We start from the raw sequence: 24,125 nt of genomic DNA, 5'->3' as shown, positions 1-24,125 counted from the left end.
GTTTGATCTGTGTGTTCAGCCGAACAAGGCGGGCAAGTCGCTCGCCTCGTCGTCGAACCCGTAGACAGACTTGACTTCCAAATATTCCTCGAGGCCGAGCCTGCCCATCGAGCGACCGATTCCGGATTGTTTGTAGCCACCCATCGGTGTGTGGGAGTCCGTTGCTGCGCCGTTGACACTGATGCGACCGGCGCGAATGCGGTTCGCCACCTTCTTGGCGTTCACGAGGTCGCCCCCGAACACGTAGCCACCGAGGCCGTAGGGGGAGTCGTTGGCAATGTTCACTGCTTCGTCCTGGTCGCGGTACGGAAGCACGACCAGAACGGGTCCGAATACCTCCTCGCGGGCGATCGTCATCTTCGGTGTGACTCCGGTGAACACCGTCGGTTGCACGAAGTAGCCGCGGTCGATGCCCTTCGGTCGGTCGACGCCGCCCGTTTCCAGCACGGCGCCCTCGTCGATGGCGGTCCGGATCAGATCCTGGATGGATGCGAACTGGGCAGCGCTGACGACCGGTCCCATGGTGGTCGAACTGTCCAGTGGGTCACCGATGCGGAAGCGTTCCGCCTCGTCGAGGAGGAACGGGATGACTTTCTCGATCTGGCTCTCGTGCACCAGCATTCGGCTGGGGGCGTGGCACGACTGGCCGGTGTTGACGAAGCAACGCTGGATGTTCCATCGTGCGGCCTTCTCGAGGTCGGCGTCCGGAAGGACGATGTTCGCAGACTTGCCGCCCAGTTCGAGGCATACCCGCTTCACAGTGCTTGTCGCCGCTGCAGCTCCCACCAGCTTGCCGGCACCGGTGGATCCGGTGAACGAGATCATGTCGACGTCGGGGTGATGGGACAGCCGGTCACCTACTTCGCGACCGGTACCACTCACCAGGTTGAACACGCCGGCGGGGACACCGGCTTCGTGGAGCACCTCGGCCAAAAGTACGCCGCTGGCAGCGGATTCGACGCTCGGTTTGGCGACGACGGTACACCCGGCCGCCAAGGCGTAGATGATTTTGATGACTCCCGTCTGAACCGGCCAGTTCCACGGCGAGACCAACGCGCACACGCCGATCGGTTCGCGACGAACGATCGCTGTGCCGACCCTCGACTCGAACGGATAGTCGCGCAGGACGTTGCGGGCAACCTTCATATGATCGGCCGGTCCTGCGACCTGTGCACGGTTCGAGACCGGAATGCCGACCTCCCGTGCGATGAGCTCCGAGAAGTCGTCGAGGCGCGACTCGTACACCTCGATTATGCGGTCGATCAACGCGATGCGACTCTCGACAGAGGTCTCGGAGAAGGTATCGAATGCGCGCCTCGCGGCCTCGACCGCGAGGTCCGCGTCTGCGACGCCACCGAGTGCGACGGTGGCGAACGGTTCCTCGCGCGTGGGGTCGATCAGTTCGAGCTGTCTGGGTGCGATGGGCTCGACCCATCGACCGTCGATGTACAGGTGCGGGTACTGCTTCATGGTCGAGCCTTCCTCGGGGTAGATGTCACGTCGGGTGGCCTAGCTGCTGTGTGTGTAGCCCCCATCGCACGCAATCGTCTGTCCTGTCACGAATGCCGACGCAGGTGTAGCCAGGAAGAACATGATTCCGACGAGATCGGTCGGCACCATCCCGCGTGGAATGCACTGAAGCGACTGGGCGCGCTGGCGCACCTCGGCCGTGGGGTTGATGACTCGCTCGACCTCGGTGGCAACCGACCCGGGGCGAATACAGTTGACGGTGATTCCGTGGGGACCCAGCTCGCGTGCCAACGAGTTGGTCATACCGATCAGTGCGGACTTCGAGGTCACGTAGTGCAGGTAGTTCACCGTGCCGCGGGTCACCGCATCGGAGGAGATGTTGACGATGCGACCGAAGCCCGCCTTGCGCATGTGAGCCGCCACTGCCCGGACGCAGAGGTAGGTCCCGGTGATATTGACCCGCAACACTTGTTCCCACTGTGCGACGGGAATTTCGTCGAAGGGTCCCTTTTCGATGGTCGCGAACACGGACGCGTTGTTGATGAGTACGTCGACACGGCCCCACTTCGCGACGACGGTATCCACCATGGCACCGACGGCCTGCTCGTCGGCGACATCGACCCGCACGGCCAACGCCACGCCGCCTGCGTTCTCGATCTCGCCGACGACAGACTTCGCCCTGGCTTCGTCGAGATCTGCAACGACGGCCAGAGCCCCGGCTGCAGCGAACTGTCGTGCGATCTCACGTCCGATGCCTTGTCCCGCACCGGTCACGATGACCACCCGATCTTCCACGCTGAAGTCGCGCGCCGAAGCGGGAACTCCCGAATCCTGTGGGGCGTGTGTGAGCGCTGTCGTCATGTCGTTCCTTGTCGAAGTCGCGGTGTGTTGTGTCTCGGTGACTGCGGGATTGTGACCCGCATCTATCTATTATTGGACAATATCCCGAACTGTGGGATATTGTCAACGAAGTTCGGATCGAACATCCACGTGGTGAAGGAGCAGAACATGCGAGTGAGTAGGGCATCGGAGACCGGTGAGGAAGCCGTCGGCACAATGCGTGAGGGAAAGCTCGAACAGAAGCATCTACTGTTCGGTGTGGACGGCTCGCCCAACAACTACGACCTGAACACCGGCTACACCGGTAGCGGTGGGTGGAGAACCCCGCGTCACCGGCACGACTTCGATCAGGTCCGTTACGTCGTCGAGGGTCGGCTGCCGTACTCGGAGACCGACTACCTGGAACAGGGTTGGGTCGGCTACTTCCCGGAGAGTGTCCATTACGGACCGCAGGAACGTGAAGAAGGTTTGCGCACACTGGTTCTGCAAGCAGGTGGAGCCAGTGGCAACGGCTATCTCTCTGTGGCGCAGCGTGAGGCGACCAACGCCGAGCTGAACGAAAAGGGTGTTTTCAAGAAGGGGCTCTACCACTACACCGATGAGAATGGCGTGGAGCAGACCTCGGACGGTTCGCAGGCGATCTTCGAACACGCCACCGGCCGCAAGCTCGAGTTTGCTCCTCCGCGGTACACCGACGTAATCGCCATGAACCCAGAGGCGTACGACTGGATCCAGCAGGGTGACTCGGGCGTGTGGGACAAGTGGCTCGGTAACTTCACCGAACGCAACCTCCGCCTCGGGTTCGTCCGCCTGGACGCAGGGGCGACCTACGGGGCCGGACAATTCTCGTCGATCGAGATTCTCTTCCAGCTCGACGGCAACGTGCTTGTCGGCGGCGAAAAGTACGGTGCCGAAACAGGTTACGAGTTCCTGGCCAACGAGGGGCCCGTGACCATCGAAGCTGTCGAGCCCACAGAATTCTTCCGCGCGGTACTGCATACCTTCTGAGCCTGCATGCGCCGCATGCTCGCGAGTTGGACGGCCGGCGACGGGACGACATTCCATCACCGGAAAGTAGGCTGAGAACACCATGACTACTCAACTCGGCGACTCCCGTTCGTCCCAACGAGCAAGGGCGGCTATCGCCGCAGTCCCCACCGGTGTATTCATCGGTGGGGAATGGGGAGAAGCGGCATCCGGTGACCGTTTCGAGGTCGTCAATCCGGCAAATGAGCACGTCATAGCGACGGTAGCGGACGGAGGGCCGGGGGACGCGCGTCGTGCCATCGAGGCCGCGGGCCGCGTCCAGAAGGAGTGGACCAGGACCTCTCCCCGCGAGCGGAGCGAGCTCCTGCGCCGGGCGTACGAACTGATGCTGCTCGAGCAGGAGGACCTCGCACACATCATCACCAGCGAGATGGGCAAGCCCATCGAGCAGGCGAGAGACGAGGTCGCCTACGCAGCCGAGTTCTTCCGGTGGTTCTCGGAGGAAGCCGTTCGCATCGGCGGCGACGTCACAACGACGGGTGACGGAAAGAGTCGCATCATCGTCTCTCGTGAACCTGTCGGACCATGCGTTCTCATCACGCCGTGGAACTTCCCCCTTGCGATGGCTACGCGCAAGATCGGGCCGGCCATCGCGGCAGGATGCACCGTGGTGTTCAAACCCGCGAATCTTGCACCGCTCGCGTCCCTCGCACTAGTGGACATTCTTGTTCGGGTCGGCCTGCCCAAGGGCGTCGTCAACGTCGTGTGCACGACCGATGCTTCGGCTGTCGTGTCGCCGTGGATGGCCAGTGGAATTGCCCGCAAGATCAGCTTCACAGGCTCGACGGCGGTCGGTGTCAGGCTTCTCGAGCAGGCGTCCCAGCACGTCATGCGGTCGTCGATGGAGCTCGGCGGCAACGCTCCGCTGATCGTGTTCGAGGATGCGAACCTGGATCGAGCCGTGGAAGGCGCGTTCGCGGCCAAGATGCGGAACATGGGCGAGGCGTGCACGGCGGCCAATCGCATTCTCGTGCAACGATCGGTCGCAGATGAGTTCGCCAGGCGGCTGGCAGCGCGGTTGGGCGCGCTCACGCTCGGGGACGGCGTCGACGCGGGTACGGAAGTCGGCCCTCTCATCGATGCGAAAGCCCTGGCGAAAGTCGAGGATCTCGTCGGCGATGCCGTCCGCGGAGGAGCCGAGGTGATCTGTGGCGGTACGAGGCCGGACCGTCCGGGCTACTTCTACTTGCCGACTGTTCTCGCCGACGTGCCTGCCGACGCGGACCTCATGTCCGAAGAAATCTTCGGGCCCGTGGCTGCCATAGTTCCGTTCGACTCGGAGGACGAAGCCGTGCGTCTCGCCAACGACACCCCGTGGGGTCTCGCTGCGTACCTGTTCACCCAGGATGTCGATCGAAGCTTCCGGGTCGGGGATGCCCTCGAGGTCGGCATGGTAGGTCTGAACACGGGCATCGTGTCCAATCCTGCTGCGCCGTTCGGCGGCGTCAAGGCCTCCGGTTTGGGGCGCGAGGGTGGACGGGTAGGGATCGACGAGTTCCTCGAGTACAAATACATGGCGATACCGCGCGCCTGAACGGCACCGGAATCCGTCCGGCACGCAGAACCTGCAGTGCCGACTTCACGGAGACGACGGCACCGACCGTCGGCGCAAGCACCTTTCGGGCTTGCACCGACGGCCGGCACATAGTCGGATTGGGACTCAGACGAATGTCGCGGTATCGATGACGAATCGGTAGCGAACGTCGGAGGCGAGCACTCGTTCCCACGCGTCGTTGATCTGGTCGGCGGAGATGACTTCGATGTCGGCTCCGAGATGATGCTCGGCGCAGAAGTCGAGCATTTCCTGAGTTTCGGCGATCGATCCGATGGCCGATCCTGCGAACGTTCTGCGGTGGGGGATGAGTGAGAAGACCTGCAGCGGAAGGGGTTCTGCGGGAGCGCCCACATTGACCATCGCGCCGTCGACGGCGAGCAGAGACAGGTGTGCGTTCAGATCGATCGAGGCGCTGACGGTGTTGATGATCAGATCGAATGTGGACGCGAGCTTGTCGAATGTGTCCGGGTCGCTGGTTGCGTAGTAGTGGTCGGCTCCCAGTCGAAGTCCGTCCTCCTGCTTCTTCAGCGACTGCGACAGAACCGTCACCTCGGCACCCATGGCGTGGGCGATCTTGACGGCCATGTGGCCCAATCCGCCCATGCCGACCACCGCGACCTTCTTGCCGGGACCTGCTCCCCAGTGGCGGAGCGGTGAATAGGTGGTGATGCCGGCGCACAGTAGCGGCGCGGCGGCGTCCAGTGCGATGCCCTCGGGGATCTTGACGACGAAGTGCTCGGTGACGACGACCTGCTGGGAGTAACCGCCCTGGGTGGTCGTTCCGTCGCGGTCGGTGCCTCCGTAGGTCTGGATGTTGCCGACGAGACAGTACTGTTCAAACCCTTTGACGCATTGGGCGCATTCACCACACGAGTTGACCATGCAACCTACTCCGACGCGATCGCCGACGGCGTGCATGGTGACCTCGGATCCAACCTCGGCCACTGTTCCTGCGATCTCGTGACCGACGACCAGCGGGTACGGCACCGGGCCCCACTCGCCGCGCGCGGTGTGAATATCGGAGTGACAGATGCCGGCGAACTCGATGTCGATACGGACGTCGTGTGGTCCGATCTCGCGGCGCTCGATCGTGATGGGGGACAGCGGCTGGTCGGCTGCGGTGGCGGCGTAGGCCTTCACTGAAGTAGTCATGTGATCAGCGAACACCGTGGACGGCGATCGAGGGAGTCTCTGAGAAAGGGTGTACCGGCAAGGTGCCCTTCGTCGACGCTCGACCGCCGGCTCTGGGCTCAGTCGAGAGGAGCGACGAAGATCCGGAATTCCCTACGCTCGGTATGGATCTCCCACAGAGACTGTGCGAGGGCATCCGGCTCATGCGAGGGCTCACCTGCACCAATTCCCCGCGGGATGATCAGCTGGCCGACGTGCAGACCCTCGGGTGCGAGGGCATCGTGCAACAGTTGCGCGTAGGCGCTTTCCCCGGCGAACGCGATCGAGGTGCCCGCGACGGAGGCTCCGGGGCGAACAGCGCTCGACCCGTTCACGAACAGCACCGTGCCGCGCCCGAGCGTGCGCATTCCGGGCAGCACGTGTGTCACGGCCGTGACAGGACCGTAGATCGAGAACTCCACCGGACCGGCCAGATCCTCGGCGCTGGTCTCCAAGACTGGCTTCATGAACTCCTTGGCCGGCACGGGGCTGTATTGCAGTACCTCGATCGGGCCCAAATGCTCGACTGCTGAACCTAGTGCTGCAGTAAGCGATTTGGCATCCCGTACATCGGCGGCGAAGCCCCGGGCGGTGATCCCTTCGTCGACAAGTCGTGCCGCGATGCGGTCGACGTTGTCCTGGTTCCTTGAAATCAGCGCTACTGCGAGTCCTTCGCGTCCGAAGCGGCGAGCCACAGCGGAGCCGAGACCCTCACCCGCACCGATGATTGCGATCGTGGTCATTTGTCTTAACTCCTCGTGTTGGGGTTGTGAGTACCGATTCCTGTCCTTCCCACACTGTCGTGTCGACGGCCGAGTGGCAAGTTCGATGCCGGTGGTGACCTGGTCTTTCGTCCACTGAGTGGTTCCCTGTCAGTACACCCCACAGCAGGGACTCCCGCCGTCACCGTTCCCGCTGTTTACTCGACCCCGTGCCCCTACGACAAACGCCTTCCATGAGGACTTCTCGTGCAGAGCGCTGAGGTGCCGCGCCAGCGGATCGCTCGGGCCGGGTCTCGAATTGCAGTCGGCCGTGCTGCTGTGACTGCAGTCGTCGTCCTCACATTGTCTGTGTCGGTGCCGATGCACTGCACTGCAACCGATCTGGTTACTGCGCCGAGCGCTGTCGAGAATGTGGAACCACCTGCCGCGACGGCCACCGAAGTGTCAAATTTCGACGCGGCACGCCTCGAGGTGCGGATGCGCGCGGCTACCGAGATCGGGGCGCTGAACGGTGCGCGAGTGTCTATCGCTTTCATGGACCGTGTCAGCGGGAGCCGTGCCACCAACGGCAACGAGGAGCCGATCGAAACCGCATCGGTGTCGAAGCTTTTCATCGCGGACGATCTGCTGTTCCGTGACGATCGAGGTGAGGTCGATCTGAGTGGAAGTGACATGGCGCAAATCGACGCCATGTTGCGCTCCTCGGACGACTCCGCGGCCGAGCAACTCTGGAACCGGTTCGGGCGCAACGACATCGTCGAGCGCGTGGCTGCTCGTTATGGGTTGCCCTTCACATCGGTGCGGCCGGGCGACGAATGGTGGCGGACTCGAACCACGATGAACGATGTGGTGACCTTCTACTCCGCACTGATCGACGATGCTGGTGGTCTTTCGCCTTCCCGGTCGGTTGCGATTCTCTCGAACTTGGAAAACTTCACGCGTTTGGGCGCGGACGGCTACTACCAGCGTTTCGGACTTCCCGACGCGTTGCCAGATGAGAGCGAGCTCGGGGTCAAGCAGGGGTGGATGTGCTGCTTGGGCAGTGACTGGATCCATCTGTCGACCGGGTTCGTCGGTCCAGACCATCGCTACGTCGTCGCAATCGCCTCTCGTGAGTCCGCGAACACGTTCGGCGGAGGTTCGGTCGGTGCGGACCATGCTCGCCGGACCATGACCGCGACGGCGTCCGCGCTGTTTCCCTCGGGCCGAATCGATCTGCGCTGAAACCCCCAAGGTCACACCCTGAGTTCAACTCCGCGTGGTCTCGTCGTTTTCGAGTAGTTCTCGGCTTTGGGAGCGGACGATCACTGCGTTCAGGACTTCTCCGCAGCGAGGGCAAGAGGACCGGCAGTCCCGGACATCGGGCGAGTTCAAACATTGGCCCCACGATTCGAGGACCAGCAACTCGAACGCCGGGTCCATTCCTTTGGTGATCCGAGCCGATCCGCCCGGGTAGGTACACCGACCTACGTCTTCTCGTCGGTGAGCCTGCGCAAGCGACGGGCCTGCACGTCTTTCGGTGCTTCTGTGTCGGCGACCATCGGTGAACCGTGGATTGGAATCGAGGGGTACGTCGGCTCCTGCCGATGTCGCATTTCGCTGCCGATAGGCGCGCTGAAGATCGGGGTGAAGTGAACAGTGCAATGGTCGCGCCTCGGCCGTGGGCGGCGGGCATGCAACGCTCTCGAGCGCTCTGGACACGACGTCGGGTGTGGTTCGACACCACGCCCGACGTCGCTGAACAATTGGGATCGTCGACGGTGTGCTCACCGTTCCAAACGACCGTGGCACCGCGATGCGTTGACGACGGGATCGGTCAGCACACCGACACCTCGTCACGGGTCACCGACTGCTTCGATGCAGACGCACCATGGATACCCCGACGTGCCCGGTCCATGATCACGAGTGTCGCCAGCGGAGCGAGGAGTAGCACCGCGAACAGTGCACCTACGACAGGAATCGCGGCGGGTCCGTATCCGCTGATCGCCTGTGCGGTTACCCATGTGCCGACCGCGGTTCCGAGGTTGAACATCGATGTGCACAGTGAGGTGGCCAGAGTCGGCGCGCCCTCTGCGAATCGGACCGCCATCGACATGAGCACGGGGTTCGTGCCCAGACCGGCCATCCCGGCTAGTGCGAGAAGGGCGATCGATGGCGCAGCGAACGACGAGAAGACGCTCAGCAACCCGAGTGCGATCACGACTATGACGCCACCGGTCAGCGCGGTTGCATAGGGCGCGCGGTCTGCGAACCGACCGCTGTAGAGCGTGCCGGTGACGGCACCCACGCCGAAGACGGCGAGACCCACGGGAAGAAGTCCGGCGGACAGGCCGGAGCGTTCTGTGAGTAGGGGCGCGATGAACGAGTAGGTGGACATGACGGCAGTCGAGATCAGCACGCATGCTGTCATGACCACCCAGAGTCGCGCGGTGGCGATCGATGCGAGTTGTGACCGCAGAGGGATGACCGTCGACGACGAACGACCACCGGGAACGAAGCGGGCAATCGGCACTGATGCGAGGACGGCAAGTACCGCGAGGATCCAGAACGGACCGCGCCAACCCACCAGCTGGCCGGCGACAGAGCCAAGGGGCACGCCGATCACCGTCGCGAGAATGCCGCCACTGAGGACCAGGCCGATGGCGCGCGCACTGGCGTCCGGACCCGCAACGCGGGACGCGACAGATGCAGCGATCGACCAGAATGCGCCCGTTGCGAGCGCGGTCACGAAGCGGGCCACGAGGACGATGGAGAGGTCGTCTGTGAGTGCAACCACGATGTGTCCGGCGGAGTAGACGGCGAGCGCGAGCAGAAGAGTCGTCCGTTCGGGCATCTTGAGTACCGCCACCGCGATCAACGGGGTGGCGATCATGCCAATCGCGAACGCAGTGACCAGCAGTCCGGCTTCGGAGATGCCGATTGCGAGGTCGGAGGCGATATCGGGCAGGAGTCCGGCAACGACGAATTCCGACGTGCCCATGAGGAACGTACCCATTGCGAGGACGTAGACGAGGAACGGCAAGGACTTTCGTTTATTGGTGGAAATAGACACAGCTGAATTCTCTCGGATGGGGTCGTATAGGTGTCGAGTTCGGACCAGGCGCGGGCGAGATCTGCGTCGGGTCCTGGGGTGGCGATACCGACTTGCCCCCTAGGACAGGAATGCCTTGACCTGGTCCGTCTTCGACACTATTTGCTACGAAGCATCCGTGGAAGGCACGGACAGGGAACCCCATCAGGATCGATCGGGAAATGGAGTATGGCACGGTTGTGGCAGAAATGCCCGAAATTCGAGTACGCCTCATGCGTTCGCGATCGTGGGCGTGCCAAAGCTATTCGCACTAAAGGGTTTTGACCGAACGAGGGTGGTATTCTCGACGATCTATCGCTCATTGGCGGGAGGTAGGGTCTGCCAAAATCGTTGTGCGGCTGCTCGCTCGAATGAAGCTTAAGTGACACAGATCTCGATGTCAGGATTCAGTGACATCGATTGCATTCGGGAACAACTTAGGTGAGCCGCGACTGATAGCGGCCGGGACGGGAGTGGTTGGCACTACACCACATTCCAACGGTCGCCGTCATCCGAACTATCGAGCTACACGGTCATTTCAACTACCGCACGCGTCCAGGTAAGTCAGCACCCCCAGCAGAACTATCAGCACGACAAAGAGCACAACGGTGGGCATCTGAGGGTCGGGTCCGGGTATTTGACCGCGCCGGGTTTCGTTGTCCATGTTTTGTCCTTTGTCGACGTTTGCGGACCGACGCACTTCCTCTTCCCAACCGCTGCGAAGCTGCGGCATCGGCGCGCATTTCACGTCATCGGATGCTGAAGCGGAGAAGCCTGTCGTCGCCGGCGTTTGGGTTACCGCGCCCATCGGTGTTGTTGGTCAGTATCAACAGTGAGCCGTCCGGGGCGACGGTGACGTCTCGCAGCCGCCCGTATGTTCCAACGAGTCGATCGACTACCGAGGCGGGGTCGTCGAGATCCACCTCGATCATGCGTTCGCCCCTGAGATTCGCCATGAACAGGGTGGAACCATCGATAGCGATGCCACTCGGACTGGCCTCACTCGTGGCCCATTGGTGGATCGGATCGACGAAGCCCTTGGTATCCCCGATGCCTTCGATCTGTGGCCAGCCGTAGTTGCTTCCGGGCTCGATGCGGTTCAGTTCGTCCCACGTGTTGGCACCGAACTCGCTTGCGTACAGCACGCCATTTGCGTCCCATGCGATGCCTTGAGGGTTGCGGTGACCGTAGCTGTACACGAATGAGTCCGGGTAGGGATTGTCCGGTGGTACAGCCCCTTCGGGGGTGATTCTCAGGATCTTGCCGGCAAGCGACGAGAGATCTTGGGCCCGGTCACGTTGTCCGGCGTCCCCGGTTGTGGCATACAACATCCCGTCCGGCCCGAAAGCCAACCGGCCGCCGTCGTGATAGCTAGCGGCCGGGATGCCGTCGAGCACAGTGGTTCGTTCACCCAGGGCGAGGGAGCCGGGTGCGCCGAGGACGTCAAATCGGTCGATGCGATTTCCATCTGCGGCCGTCGAATATGTGTAAAGGTCACGTTCGCGGACTGCGAGCCCCAAGAGCCCGGCTTCGCCCGCAGGGGCCACATCAACTGTTCCCGCAGTGCTGCGGTTGCCGTCTGCGCCGAGCTCGATGATCTGTCCGGTGTCGCGCTCGCTGATCAGCATGCTGCTCTCGAAAAATGCTATCGCCCAGGGTGCATCCAAGCCATCGGTCACGACTGAGGCACTGGAGGTCGACGGCAGGTGTAACTCGACGGGCCCCGCGGGCCCCTGAGGTGTCGACTCGTCGTCGGACGACGATGCACATGACGAAAGTGTGACGGTGATGATGGACGCGGCGACGCAGGCTGCGGCGCGGTACGTGGTTCTCATCGGATGCTTGTGGTTGCGGTCGAGCCAGACGTCGGCGTTGTTTGTTGCACAGTTCGGAGTGGGTCGGTCAGGGGAGCCGAAATGGAGTGTCCGGCACCCTCGTGCATTGCTCTGGGAGACGTATCAAGATTCGAACCAACTGTTGCGCTGAATAATTCGCCTTGCACCATTGTGTTGCTCCTGTGGGTAGATCGCGTTGGAGGCGAGCACTGCGAACGAAAGCCGCTGTCGACCGAACTGTCGGGCGGTGCCAGAACCAGGTCCGGCTTCTGTCGCCCACTGGTCTCGTACCGAACCCGTTCTTGCCTGCATCGTCTACGGCCCGTGAGCAGATCTCGTGAGGCATGGCTCGACAGTAAGTGACAATTGGGGCAATTAGGATGCCCTGCTGGTACACCCATATCGGGGGGGGGGATTCCACCCGCGGGCGTAGGACAGCTGATCATCTTGTTGCGTGACTCTGCCGCTGCAACCGGAAAGTCATCCTCCCTGCCGCGCCTTCTTGCCACAAAGTGTGCGGTCGAACGAGGACGTGAAGCTTTTCTCAGAATTTCGTTCAACCTATCGTGCTTTGCTTCTCGATCTGTCGGATGTCGCAACATCAGGCAGATTGCGGGCGCAGGCTTCGCGACCATCCGATTGCCGGCAACAGTGGCATTGCCGAGCAACCGGACCCTGCGTCGTCCAACGTGTCGTCGACGACCTGGTTGTCCACCATTCACGATGGGACCGGCGATCGCGTCGAGAATCAGCAGTTCGCTTTCCGTGACCAATTCGAGATGGAAGTCGAGTGAACGTTGCTCGTTCCACACGACTTTGACCACAAAGGCGACACCCCGCCATTGTGGTCGGACACACGAAGAGCCGGTTGCCCAAGAGGTGCCCTGCCAGGGCCTCCCGCATTCCTTCGCGACCGGGTTTGATCAGACGAAGAACACGGCTCAGACTCAGCTCTCTTAGCAGGGCCTCGCCGTGACCAGCTACAAACGAACTGAGGAGTAATCATCATGCGTAGTGTGACAATGTACGCAGCCGGCGATGTTCGCGTCGAAGACCGCGAGAAGCCGACGATTGTCGAGCCCACCGACGCGGTTATCCGTGTCACAGCTACTTGCATCTGTGGTTCGGATCTTTGGCCCTACCGTGGCTCGGAGCCGTTGTACGTGACTCCTCAACCGATGGGCCACGAATACGTCGGTGTTGTCGAGGAGATCGGCGCATCCGTCGAACATGTGAAGGTCGGCGACTACGTCGTCGGATCCTTCGTCGCCTCGGACAACACCTGCGAGATATGTCAGGCCGGCTATCAGTCACGCTGTGTGCACAACGTCATGATGGGTGCGATCGGCACGCAGGCGGAGTACGCACGCATTCCGTTGGCTGACGGAACCCTTGTCGCGACTCCGTCTCATCCGGACGCGGACCTCGTACCGTCCCTATTGGCTGCTTCGGACGTTTTGGGCACGGGGTGGTACGCGGCTGTGGCGGCGGAAGCTGGCCCGGGGAAGACCGTAGCTGTTGTCGGCGACGGCGCAGTCGGTCTGTCCGCGATTTTGGCAGCCAAGCAACTAGGGTCCGAGCGAATCATCGCATTCAGTCGTCACGCAGATCGCCAGAGACTGGCCGTAGAGTTCGGTGCAACCGATATTATCGAAGAACGCGGAAAAGACGGCGCGGCCAAAGTAAAAGAACTTACCGGCGGTTACGGTGCGCATGGAACTGTCGAAGCAGTCGGCACACAGGAGTCCATGTGGCAGGCGATCGACGCCACACGGCCGGGCGGGTTCGTCGGCTATGTCGGTGTTTCGCATGGAGTCACACTCGAAGGGCTCGGTCTGTTCTTGTCGAGTGTCCATCTTCATGGTGGGCCGGCACCTGTTCGACGGTTCCTTCCCGAGTTGATCGACTTGATTTGGAGTCGAAAGATCAACCCGGGCAAAGTTTTCGATTTGACGCTTACCCTGGAGCAGGCGGCTGAGGGATACCGGGCCATGGATGAGCGTCGCGCTACGAAAGTTTTGCTCACCCTATAGACGGGGAGGCTGATATCCATCCGAAAGTGGAGTTGTGTTGAACTTCTGGCACGGCTGTCGCATCGACGAGGGTACAGTGAAGTTCTTCCGGGAAGCATTCCCTTCCGTCTGCCACAATCGACGTGCAAGCCCCCGGTCCGATTTCTCTTTAATCAGTTGGTTTCGACCCGGACTATCGGCAAAGACAGTCGCTTCGCAATGTTATTCCGACCGCCATGGACGCACGGGCTTTACATGGTCAATAAGGGGGACGCCCTCCGGCAACGCAGACGGCCCGCGTAGCGTTCCAAAATTCAGATTTATGAAGCGCTGTCCGCTCAAATCCAAACTCCGTTCCGCTTTCTTGCGCCGCCGGTGTCACTCTGATAGCTGTCACACTTGGTGTCGAGTTCGTCCGGTGACTCGGTGCGCCCCGGAACCTCTCGGCCAGACGTCGCTTCGTCCGGCTTCGTTCCAACCTAGAACCCGATCGACATGCCCGCACAACCACTGTGCGGCAACAACTGCGTGTCACACGCTTTTTGACAATGACATCCGGTCCACTCGAGGCAAGAGCGCCCTCGAACAACCTTCGTGCATTTGATTGACAGGAACGAAGAACGACATGAGCAGACGAAAGACCTTGGTGAAGCTCGGCGGCTGCTGTGTCGTCGCTGGGCTGGCTGTGGCAGGACTGATGTTTCCGCTTGTGGGCGGTGCTGGATACGTGTCCTCGCGCGCACTCGACTCGTCTGATACGACTGCCGAGATGGTCGTGAACGGATCGGTGCCGGCAGTGTCGACGATGACCGATGCAGATGGCAACCCCATCGCGTGGTTGTACGATCAGCGTCGGTTCGAGGTGACAAGTAACCAGATCTCCAACGAGATGAAGCTCGCCATCGTGTCGGTGGAGGATCGCAGGTTTGGCGAGCACCAGGGTGTCGACTGGCAGGGCACGCTTCGCGCGGCGGTGACGAACACGACCAGTGGCGAAGTGCAGCAGGGTGCGTCGACGCTCGTTCAGCAATACGTCAAGAACTATCAGCTTCATGTGCTCGCCCGAACCGACGCCGAACGACGCGCGGCAATCGAGACGACGCCGTCCCGCAAGATCAGAGAGATTCGGACTGCGCTGGATCTGGACCGACGGCTGAGTAAGGACGAGATTCTGACTCGCTATCTGAACTTGGTTCCGTTCGGCAATTCTTCGTTCGGCATTCAGGACGCTGCACGGACCTATTTCGGTGTCGAGGCGAGCGCACTCGATATCACGCAGTCGGCCATGCTTGCGGGAATGGTGCAATCCAGCTCGGCACTCAATCCGTATACGAACGAGGCCGGAGTCATTGCGCGTCGAAATGTGGTTCTCGACACGATGATCGAAACAATCCCCGACCGCATGAATGAATTCCGGGCAGCGCAGCTCGAGCCACTCGGAGTACTCCCTGAGCCTCGGACACTCGAACGCGGATGCATAGCTGCGGGTGACCGAGGTTTGAACCGTCCCGGGTTTGATGCCGCTTCGTTCTTTGTGAAGGATGAAGCACATGTCGAAGCGTTACCCGCCCGAGCAACGTGAGCGTGCGGTGAAGATGGTCCTCGACCACCTCCACGAGTACAACTCCGTCTACGGCGCCTGCAAGGCGATCGGACCGAAACTGGGCGTCGGCGCGGAGTCACTGCGCCTCTGGACACGCCAGGCTCAGATCGATGCCAACCAAGCTCCCGGAGCCACGACCGAGGAGCAAAAGCGCATCAAGGAACTCGAACGTGAGAACCGAGATCTCAAGGAAGCCAACGAGATTCTGAAGTCGGCATCCATTTTCTTCGCGAGGGAGCTCGACCCTCGCCGCCACAGATAGTCCAGTTCATCGATCAGATGCGTGCACAGAACTACAGGGTCGAGTCGATCTGCCACGTGCTCACCGAGCACGGCGTACAGGTCGCCCCACGCACGTACCGCAACTGGAAGACCGCACCACCGTCCGCCCGCACGATCTCCGACGCCTACCTCACCGCCGCGCTCCGCGACACGGTCGGCGAACCGGAAGAGCTCTACGGCCGCCGCAAGATGTACCGCCACCTGCGCAGAAAGGGCCACAACGCAGCTGCCTGCACAATCGACCGCCTCATGTGCGACGAGGGTATGTCCGGCGTCGTCCGAGGCAAACGGCACCGCACCACGATCCAGGGCGGCAAGAACTCCACACGGGCCCCTGACCTGCTCGACCGTGACTTCACATCCGAGGCCCCGAATCGGAAGTGGGTCACCGACTTCACGTACACCAGAACGTGGGCGGGGTTCGTCTATGTCGCGTTCGTCATCGACTGCTTCTCCCGAGCGATCGTCGGTTGGCACGCCTCGACGGTCAAAGACACAGCGATGGTCACCACGGCACTGAAGATGGCCCTGTGGCGACGAGATCACGGTGGACACCGCGTCGGACCCGGCCTCATTCATCACAGCGACGCCGGCAGTCAATACACGTCGATTGCGTTCGCGGAAACGCTTGTGCTCGAGGGGATCGCAGCATCGATCGGAAGCGTCGGAGACGCCTACGACAATGCGTTGGCGGAGAGCACAATTGGGTTATTCAAGACCGAGGCGGTATCGAAGAGAAGCCCATTCCTGACCGGGCCGATGAAGACCATCGACGATGTCGAGTTCGCCACGATGGGATGGGTCGACTGGTTCAACCAACGCCGACTCCACAGCACCCTCGACTACCTCACACCGGACGAATTCGAGGAGGTCTACTACAGTCAAGAATCGGCACTCCACCCGGAGATGTTGCAAGCGTAGGAGCGGCAAGAAACCCGGGACGGTTCAGTTTCTTCTGCGACTACGCGTTGGACTACCTCGAGGATGCCGGGATCAGTCGGACGGATATAGCCAACGGCGGGTATCTTATTCGCACAACACTCGATCCTGAGGTCCAGGACTCGGTAAAGGCCGGGGTAGTGGCAAACACCAGTCCGAGCGCGAATGGGGCGGCGTCGGTGATGAACGTGATCGAACCGGGTCGGGACGATCGGCGGGTTCTCGCCATGGCCAGTAGTCGTACTTACGGACTGGACAGCGCATCGGATGAAACTGTGCAGCCACAACCCTATTCCTTGGTGGGTCACGGCGGGGGATCGATGTTCAAAATTTTCACAGCGGCCGCCGGGCTGGAAGAGGGGCTCGGGATCCGGTCGTTGCTGAACAATCCTCCACGAGTCGAGATGGAAGGCCTCGGAAACGGAGGTGCCCGGGGGTGCCCGCCCTCGACATATTGTGTGGAGAACGCGGCACCCACTTCGCCGCGTCTCAGTCTGACAGATGCTTTGGCACAGTCGCCGAACACTGCTTTCGTAGACCTCATTTCACGGGTCGGTGTCACCCCAACCGTCGACATGGCGGTTCGTCTCGGTCTCCGGTCGTACGACGAGCCGGGGTCGTCCGGGGGTGAGCAAAGCATGGCGGATTTCCAGAAGGACCAGAATCTCGGATCCTTCACCCTCGGACCGGTGTGGATCAATCCGCTCGAAATGGCAAATGTCGGTGCGACTTTGGCCTCCGGTGGAGCGTGGTGCGCACCGAATCCGATCGATGCTCTGTACGACCGCGACGGGGTGCCTGTTCCTATCCCTCGAGATGCGTGTGAGCAGGTCGTCGATCCAGGCTTGGCGGACACGCTGGCCGTGGCGATGAGCAGGGACGATCAACCGGGAGGTACGGCGGCGGCCGCCGCGGATGCGGTGGGATGGACACTGCCGATGTCAGGTAAGACGGGAACGACGGAGTCGAACATGTCTTCCGGATTCCTCGGATTTACGAACCGTTTCGCTGGGGCCGTTTACACCTACGGTGATTCCCCGAATCCAGGGCAGCTCTGTTCGTATCCGGTTCGGACGTGCCAATCCGGAAATCTGTTCGGCGGCAACGAACCTGCTCGGACCTGGTTTCAGGCCATGGACCGAGTTGTTCCCGAGTTCGCGTCGGTGTCTTTGCCTACTTCCGACGTTAGATACGTCGACGGCACGGCGCGGTGGCAGAACCGTCTGGCCGAATAGTTGTCCTCGGTCTTTGCCGCCAAGTGTTGTGCCGTTCCCTCGTTATGGCGGACAGTTTGGTTCCGTTGATTCCGTTTTCGCATGGACTGACGAATCGGGAACAATGGGGGACTTCCCCGACCTCGTTGTGGTTACCATCTCCGATCAATTCGATCATCGTAGCGATGTCCTCGGAGGCCGACGCTCGGTCGAAGTGGCCCCTGCGGCATCGGGTTAAGTTCTGCTGACAGTTCGTAAATCCAGGTCCTAGGCCAGGAGCTCAGCGCTGATGCCGGGGTGCCCTGACAGGGTCTTCCACCTCTGCAGCTGGTGGGCTTTCGGTCAAATTGTGAAGCGGGCATTGACGGCTCTTCCCAGATGAGGGTGTAGGTCGGCCGGGCGCGTCGGTCCGCAGGTAGACGTCGAGGTCTCCCGACGATGGAGGTTCCTACGCCATCCATCCGAAAGGCCTCGACGTGACCGACGCTACCCCGCCGGCCGGCTTCGGCCGCCCTGACCTGACCGCCTTCGCGTCTCATCCCAATCGACCCTGATCGAGTCTGCTGACCCCCTCGACGAGAACGCAGCGACATCACAGCCACCCAACCCCGACCGTCCGGGAAGCCGGGACACGTCACATGGCCTGTGCTGCGGGCGTGTCGAGTGGGTCGTCCAGGGGCGACGCAGGAGCGTCGACGCGACGTGCTGAGAGGTGGTTCCAGTCGAGCACTAGGACACCGGCTACAGGCATGGCGATAGGTCAGGAACGGCGTCGCTCCCTACGCAGGAGGGAGCGCAGAGTCTCGGCGTTCGCGTAGCCGACCCGTAGCGCGATCTCGGCGGAGGTGAGGTCCGTGGTTGCTGAGAGGTGCCGAGCTCGTTCGATGCGAAGCCGTTGGACGAAGCCGAGCGGAGTGAGGTTGAGCGCCGCACGGACTCGTCGTTCGAGGGTGCGCCGGCTGGTGCCGAGCGACTGCGCGACGGAGGCGACGTTGAACGGTTCGTCCAGGCGGGCGCGCACGAAGCGTTCGAACTCGACGACGATCGGGTCCTCGTGCCGGAGATGTTCGTAGGCGACGAAGGCCGCCTGCGACGGACGCTCGTCGATGATGAGGAGCTTGGCGACATGTTGGGCCAGGTCGGGGCTGATCGATCGCACGAGTGAGAGCGCGAGGTCGATGTGGGCGAACGCGGCGCCGGCGGTGACGAGGTTCCCGTCGACCACGACCATGGTGTCGAGATCGAGGGTGACGGTCGGATAGCGCTTCAGGAACTCCGGCCCCAGGAACCAGCTGGTCGTCGCCCGCCGATGATGCATCCGTCCGGTCTCGGCGACAGCGAACACGCCGGTGCACGCCGCGGCGATCCGGGTGGTCGCGTCGTCGAGGCGCCCGAGCGAGGCGATGACCGAACGAGCATCTCGGCTCTGGAGGGCGTCGTTGGTAGCGGCGGCCGTGAGGGTTCCAAGCGCAGGGACGACGACCACGTCGAACTCTGCGGACTCCGACAGCGGGTGGTCCACCGACAGGGTCATCGATGCCGTCGTGGTCACTCTCCGTTTCGGTCCGAGTATGGCGAGTTCGATCGGGTCGATCCGCGGGTCGACATCGCCGCGGGCTCCGTCGGCCACCCGCACGATGTCGATGACCGACGCGACAGCCGAACCGAAGCAGCCGTCGATCGCGATCAGTCCGATACGCATGGCGCGAACAATAGCAATACTGCCGTATACGCCACTTCTCACATGCCCTTGCTCGTCATACGCTGAACTCGCTTCACCAAGAAACCTCGACACCTAGGAGAACCCCTCATGTCCACACCCGCATCACTTCCGTATGCCTTCGTCGCCAAGATCGTCGCGGCCGATGGACAGCAGGACGCGCTCGCCGATCTGCTCGCCGGCGCTGTCGCGCTCGCCAACGAAGAAGTAGGAACGATTGTCTGGTTCGCGGTCAGGACCCACGCCGACACCTTCTGGATCTTCGATGCATTCCCCGACGAGGCCGCTCGCGACGCCCACGCCAACGGCGCCATCGTCGCAGCCCTGATGGCCAACCAGCACCTCCTCGGCGCAGCACCCGAGATCCTGGCGGCCGACGTCCTCGCGTCCAAGCTCCCGTAGTCCGCCAACGCACGAGACGATCGCGCCCCGCCGAGCCGTCGCCAGGTCGCGACGCAACGCCACGCTGCGTTGCCGAGCGGTGCGAGGCCTATCGGCACACGGACAGGATGCCGGCCGCGAGCGCTCAGCCGGCGAGGGTTCCGTCGCAGAGGAGAGCGACGTCGGTGTCGGGCAGAGCCGTGAGGCCAGCGCATCGCGCGACCACCAGAACCGAACCGCCCCTGCCCTGCGTTTCCGCAGGTCAGGGGCTGTTCGCCGGAGCCGCCTGTCGGAATCGAACCGACGACCTAATCACGTCGGCTTTGCGTCTATCGCTTGATGCGCCCACTGGGCGAACGAGCCGCTGACCTGCGCAAACGCCGAGCGTGGGGGACGCCGCCATCCGGTGGTGACCGACGACGACCGACCAGTACCGACCGTTTCACCGGCGCTTGCGGCGGCGTCGAAGCCGAGCAAGCTCCATTCCTTTAGCTCACCGCGCCCTCCTCCTCGCCGGTCCCGTCGTCGTCGAAGACGTTTCATTGACGAGGTCACCGCGCAAACTGCGGAACTGGTGAGCTTGATTGCGCTTGTCCGGCGGGCAGATCGGCCGAGAGTTCGCAACCACCACTTCTCTGCGATAGGGGGTTGGACTTTGTCAACGCACCTCAGCGGAACACACTGGTGTGCACTGTCGAAGATCGGGTCTGGCAACTTTCACCGAGCGCGATCACAGCGAAGCTCGCAATAACCAGGCTGGAGTCGGGTGGCGGACCCTGGCCATCGGATCGAACCGTCATACTCGGCAGACGTAGAAGAGCTCGTCGACGGCCTGCGGTTAGGTCATTTTGGTTCAAGAACCCCGCGCCATTTGCCGAGCAAGCCAGCGTTGCGACGTACAGATGCGGCCTGGCATCCCTCTTCCCAAAAGGTAGACGGGTTGGGTGGATCGACCGAATCGCATTGCGCTTCGTCACTCGGCAAGTAATCGTTCAGGCGGGCACCGTTGGCTAGTCAGCCGGGTCGCATTTAGGGTGGAGCAGCGCGTTTTTCCTGGCCTTTTTCGCACGGTACATCTCGGCGTCGGCAGTTCTGAGCAGAAGCAGTATTTCCTGTTCAGAGCTATCGGTGCGTACCTCGCTGATCGCCGACCCCACGCTGACAGTTACACCAGAAATTATCTGAGCGCTGGTCAGCGCTGTCACCAGGTCTGCGACTCGACGTTCGGCTTTGCCCAGATCTGCGATCGTCACGCACGCGAACTCGTCACCGCCGAGGCGGGCGACCACCCATTCCTTCACCATCGATGCGCGTAGATGTTCGGCCAGATCCAGTAATACCGCGTCGCCGGTGTGGTGACCGAAATTATCGTTTACGCCCTTCATGCCGTCGACGTCTATGACCACTGCACAGATCGCCATCTGTCGGTTTGTCGACGTTGTGATGATGATCGCTTCGATCGCAGCGAACAGCCCTCGACGATTCCTCAGGCCAGTCAAGGGGTCCACCAAGGAATCGCGCGCTCGGGACCGAAGTTCGCCGACGTACACTATGAGAACCAACGGTGCTGAGAACATCAGCAGCATGGTCAGCGTATGCGCCACAACCACCCACCAGCTAGCTGCATCGTTCAGTGCAGCCCTAACCGCGATGATGCCCAGAACGACTACCGAAGACGCTATGTGAGTCCAGCAAGCCATTGGCGAAACAGCAATGACTGCGAACGTGGTGACTACTGCGAACAGAACCGTCCCACCAATTGCCGTCAATAAGTCCTGTTTCAGGAGTAGGCAGACTGTAATAGTTATGTCGGCGTAGATGACGAATGCAACTAATGTTTTGGGGCTGGGCCAAGAACCGACGAACCACCGCGCGGCAATTGGGAGTGTCGTGAGGCTGATCAGGACCACCACGGGGACGCCGAGGCCTGTGTACTCCTCCGATGGTGCGCTGACGAACCCGATAATTCCGATGATGAGCGTCGCGACACCTGCAAGGTACTGTGTCAGCTTCGCCCGCCCCGCGGGGAGTTCGTCGAGGCCTAGCCGACCGACAGGTCGATCTGAAGTTAGTGCCCACGACCGTAGTGATGCCGTGAAGCGGGCAAGTACGGCGATCATGAGAACCTCTGGTCGAGAATGCGAGCCCCCGCAAGCTGTGCAACGACAACCTAGCAGAATCGCACCTTTCGCATCTGTAAACACACATGTTGACAGATTGCGCCGTTAAAAACAGCTCGAATGGCAGGCGTCGATCCTTTTGGTGCTCGGTGCTATGTCCGGATGCATTGGAGCGGTACAACGTCGCATGCTCGTTCCGCTACCTCTGCCACCACCCGCGCCTATACTGCCGGACACGAGTGCACCTGTGTCGCTGGTGGAGACCAAGCCGCCGTGAATCTGAGCACCGTCAACCTGGTCGGTCTCGCACACCGCCGCTGCAATTGCGAAGCGTTGAACGAAGTCCTCGATTTCGGCACCGGTCAGCTCGTGCGGCGGTAGTCGCTCCGGGAAATTCCGACGACACCAAGCTGAGTGCGCCCGGTGTGTGTGCCGACGTCGATTGGATTAAACTGGCGTCCAGGGTGATTCAGCTATACCCAGGTCGATACCCCGCCGTCCTGGGTAGTCTTCGACCACTGCGTCATTGCCTCGAGGTCGCCGAGCGCCATAGATCACCACATTGCCGGGCTCGGCGAGCTGTTTGCGACACGAAATGATCGAAGCCGAGCAAGAGGAGTCAGCGGTACGCCGCCGGCCTGTCCCCGTCGGTGTCCGGCTGCGTAATTCCCAGATTCTCGCCGACGTGGGAATCGGGGTCGGCGACGATGCCCGCGATGAAGTTCCCGAGGCTCGCGCGAGAGGTCTCGGTGCCCTTGTAGGGTTCGCCTTTCCGTGTGAGTTCCACATCCGTCACCGTCTCGTCCGTCAGCCAGACCGGGCGGAGGATGGTGTGGGCCAGCGATGACTGCTCGACGACATCCGCGGACTTCCGGTTCCTGGGGCGGGTCGCCCCGGCGCGCTGGTAGTCCCAGGTGTTGAAGGGCTCCGGCAGCTCGTCGTAGATGCCTCCCGCGTTGATAGTGACGATTCGTCGAACGCCGGCCTCCTCCGCAGCGTCGACCACTGCGGCCGTGGTGGTATCAAGGTCTTCGCCGCCGAGGGCGACGATCACGATGTCCTGGTCGATCATCGCCGCACGGAGCGCGTCCCGGTCGTGTGCGTCACCTTCCACCAGCGTCATGGTGTCCGTCGCGATGCCGTCGAGGCGATGCGGCCGGCGCAGGAACAGCGTGAGGGCAACGTCTTTCTGCTGGGCCAGGCGAGAGATGATCTCTCGTGCAGACCGGCCGTTCGCTCCGATGATGACGACGTTCTTCATGGGTTACTCCTTCTGAACGGGCGAAGTCGATGCGTGACTGGCAAGCCACACCACGGGCCAGGTCACACTCGGGACGGCCGGCGGATACGGGTGCTAGCTGATGCCGATGGTCTGGCCACCGTCCACGACCAGGGAATGGCCGATCGTGAAACCCCCGAGATCTGAGCAGAGCCACAGGACGGCTGAGGCGATCTCTTCAGGGGTGCCCATGCGCCCGATTGGCTCCTGAGCGATGACCCGCGCTCGCCCCTCCGGTGTGTCACCAGAGAACCGGCCCATCATTGGAGTCTCGATGATGCCGGGGCAGATCGCGTTGATCTGGATGCCCTGCGCCGCGTAATCGAGGGCCGCCGACTTTGTCATACCGAGGATGCCGTGCTTCGCAGCCGCGTAGGCGGACTGGCCTTTGATGCCGATAACCCCGGCACCTGAAGAAATGTTGACGATCGAGCCGCCTCGTTCTGTCATGGCGAGGATTTCATGCTTCATGGAGACGAACACCCCACGCAGGTCGACCGCGATGAGACGGTCCCATTCCTCATCGCCGATCTCGGCAAGGGGCTTCGGCGGTTGCTCGATGCCGGCATTGTTCACCCCGATGTCGATCGGACCGAGAGCGTCGACAGAGGACTTCACCGCGTCCTCGACACTCTTGCTGTCGGTGACGTCGCAGATGGCGATGTGCACGCGTCGGCCGTGCGCTTCGACGAGCTCAGCGGTCTCATGTAGAGGCTTTTTTGTGGTGTCGGTGACGGCGACGTCGGCACCCGCGGCTGCGAAGGCTTCCGCCGTGGCTCGACCGATGCCGCTTCCGGCCCCGGTGATGAATACGTTCTTGTTCGTGAAGTCGAAAGTGACTGGCATGATTGACCTTTCGTGTTTCC

The 24,125-nt window shown here is 61.9% G+C and carries 18 protein-coding genes and 2 pseudogenes; 9 read left to right on the top strand and 11 right to left on the bottom strand.

Going from position 1 to position 24,125, the window contains the following annotated elements; all coding sequences use genetic code 11:
• Positions 1-15: 15 nt before the first annotated feature.
• A complete protein-coding gene (locus tag CH305_RS01020; protein ID WP_094702147.1) occupies positions 16-1,470 on the bottom strand; it encodes an aldehyde dehydrogenase family protein in 1,455 nt (484 codons plus the stop codon).
• Between the two features lie 39 nt (positions 1,471-1,509).
• Complete coding sequence (locus CH305_RS01015; protein WP_037189114.1) at positions 1,510-2,331, bottom strand: SDR family NAD(P)-dependent oxidoreductase; 822 nt, start codon at positions 2,329-2,331, stop codon at positions 1,510-1,512.
• A gap of 147 nt (positions 2,332-2,478) precedes the next feature.
• Here CH305_RS01015 and CH305_RS01010 point away from each other — a divergent pair, with 147 nt between their 5' ends.
• Complete coding sequence (locus CH305_RS01010; protein WP_037189180.1) at positions 2,479-3,318, top strand: hypothetical protein; 840 nt, start codon at positions 2,479-2,481, stop codon at positions 3,316-3,318.
• Between the two features lie 82 nt (positions 3,319-3,400).
• Positions 3,401-4,891, top strand: a complete 1,491-nt coding sequence (locus tag CH305_RS01005; RefSeq protein ID WP_094702145.1) for an NAD-dependent succinate-semialdehyde dehydrogenase — start codon at positions 3,401-3,403, stop codon at positions 4,889-4,891.
• Between the two features lie 126 nt (positions 4,892-5,017).
• Here CH305_RS01005 and CH305_RS01000 read toward each other — a convergent pair whose 3' ends face one another.
• The gene (locus CH305_RS01000; RefSeq protein WP_094702143.1) at positions 5,018-6,064 is read right to left on the bottom strand and encodes an NAD(P)-dependent alcohol dehydrogenase; all 1,047 of its coding nucleotides are present in this window, start codon (positions 6,062-6,064) and stop codon (positions 5,018-5,020) included.
• A gap of 98 nt (positions 6,065-6,162) precedes the next feature.
• On the bottom strand, positions 6,163-6,825 hold the full coding sequence (locus CH305_RS00995; RefSeq protein WP_094702141.1) for an SDR family NAD(P)-dependent oxidoreductase: 663 nt from the start codon (positions 6,823-6,825) through the stop codon (positions 6,163-6,165).
• 225 nt (positions 6,826-7,050) lie between these two features.
• On the opposite strand from CH305_RS00995, the gene CH305_RS00990 reads away from it, so the two are divergent.
• The gene (locus CH305_RS00990) at positions 7,051-8,028 is read left to right on the top strand and encodes a serine hydrolase (RefSeq protein WP_143545222.1); all 978 of its coding nucleotides are present in this window, start codon (positions 7,051-7,053) and stop codon (positions 8,026-8,028) included.
• A 592-nt stretch (positions 8,029-8,620) separates the two neighbouring features.
• Here the strand turns inward: CH305_RS00990 and CH305_RS00985 are convergent.
• The 3 genes from CH305_RS00985 to CH305_RS00975 form a co-directional block, all read right to left on the bottom strand.
• Positions 8,621-9,856 (bottom strand): MFS transporter, encoded by a 1,236-nt coding sequence (locus CH305_RS00985; protein ID WP_230596199.1) that lies wholly within the window; start codon positions 9,854-9,856, stop codon positions 8,621-8,623.
• Between the two features lie 556 nt (positions 9,857-10,412).
• Positions 10,413-10,538 carry a hypothetical protein gene (locus CH305_RS29315; protein ID WP_256983432.1) on the bottom strand — a complete coding sequence of 42 codons (126 nt, stop codon included), beginning with the start codon at positions 10,536-10,538 and terminating at the stop codon, positions 10,413-10,415.
• A gap of 85 nt (positions 10,539-10,623) precedes the next feature.
• Complete coding sequence (locus tag CH305_RS00975; protein WP_094702137.1) at positions 10,624-11,709, bottom strand: sorbosone dehydrogenase family protein; 1,086 nt, start codon at positions 11,707-11,709, stop codon at positions 10,624-10,626.
• Between the two features lie 590 nt (positions 11,710-12,299).
• On the opposite strand from CH305_RS00975, the gene CH305_RS00970 reads away from it, so the two are divergent.
• From CH305_RS00970 to CH305_RS29310, 5 genes and pseudogenes are all read left to right on the top strand, one after another.
• Complete coding sequence (locus CH305_RS00970; RefSeq protein WP_037189118.1) at positions 12,300-12,503, top strand: hypothetical protein; 204 nt, start codon at positions 12,300-12,302, stop codon at positions 12,501-12,503.
• A 213-nt stretch (positions 12,504-12,716) separates the two neighbouring features.
• On the top strand, positions 12,717-13,742 hold the full coding sequence (locus tag CH305_RS00965; protein WP_094670545.1) for a zinc-dependent alcohol dehydrogenase family protein: 1,026 nt from the start codon (positions 12,717-12,719) through the stop codon (positions 13,740-13,742).
• Between the two features lie 604 nt (positions 13,743-14,346).
• A pseudogene (locus tag CH305_RS00960) lies at positions 14,347-15,219 on the top strand (transglycosylase domain-containing protein); the annotation flags it as partial.
• Between the two features lie 52 nt (positions 15,220-15,271).
• A protein-coding gene (locus tag CH305_RS00955; protein WP_094702135.1) for an IS3 family transposase occupies positions 15,272-16,527 on the top strand; the annotation gives its coding sequence in 2 pieces (ribosomal slippage) (positions 15,272-15,545 and positions 15,545-16,527; 1,257 coding nt in all).
• A 17-nt stretch (positions 16,528-16,544) separates the two neighbouring features.
• Positions 16,545-17,780, top strand: a pseudogene (locus CH305_RS29310) (penicillin-binding transpeptidase domain-containing protein); the annotation flags it as partial.
• 739 nt (positions 17,781-18,519) lie between these two features.
• On the opposite strand, the gene CH305_RS00940 reads toward CH305_RS29310, so the two are convergent.
• Complete coding sequence (locus CH305_RS00940; protein ID WP_037189121.1) at positions 18,520-19,461, bottom strand: GlxA family transcriptional regulator; 942 nt, start codon at positions 19,459-19,461, stop codon at positions 18,520-18,522.
• Positions 19,462-19,569: 108 nt separating this feature from the next.
• On the opposite strand from CH305_RS00940, the gene CH305_RS00935 reads away from it, so the two are divergent.
• Positions 19,570-19,881, top strand: a complete 312-nt coding sequence (locus CH305_RS00935) for a putative quinol monooxygenase (protein WP_037189122.1) — start codon at positions 19,570-19,572, stop codon at positions 19,879-19,881.
• Positions 19,882-20,870: 989 nt separating this feature from the next.
• Here the strand turns inward: CH305_RS00935 and CH305_RS00930 are convergent.
• The 3 genes from CH305_RS00930 to CH305_RS00915 form a co-directional block, all read right to left on the bottom strand.
• Positions 20,871-21,980 (bottom strand): diguanylate cyclase, encoded by a 1,110-nt coding sequence (locus CH305_RS00930; RefSeq protein WP_037189124.1) that lies wholly within the window; start codon positions 21,978-21,980, stop codon positions 20,871-20,873.
• Between the two features lie 619 nt (positions 21,981-22,599).
• The gene (locus CH305_RS00920; RefSeq protein ID WP_037189125.1) at positions 22,600-23,241 is read right to left on the bottom strand and encodes an NAD(P)H-binding protein; all 642 of its coding nucleotides are present in this window, start codon (positions 23,239-23,241) and stop codon (positions 22,600-22,602) included.
• A 93-nt stretch (positions 23,242-23,334) separates the two neighbouring features.
• Positions 23,335-24,105: an SDR family NAD(P)-dependent oxidoreductase gene (locus CH305_RS00915; protein WP_037189126.1), complete on the bottom strand. Its 771-nt coding sequence runs from the start codon at positions 24,103-24,105 to the stop codon at positions 23,335-23,337.
• Positions 24,106-24,125: the final 20 nt, after the last annotated feature.

Origin of the sequence: Rhodococcus sp. 15-649-2-2 (assembly GCF_002258645.1) — a bacterium.
Classification (GTDB): Bacteria; Actinomycetota; Actinomycetes; order Mycobacteriales; family Mycobacteriaceae; genus Rhodococcoides.
The sequence above is the reverse complement of the archived record's forward strand: the minus strand, read 5'-3'. Positions and strand labels throughout refer to the sequence as shown.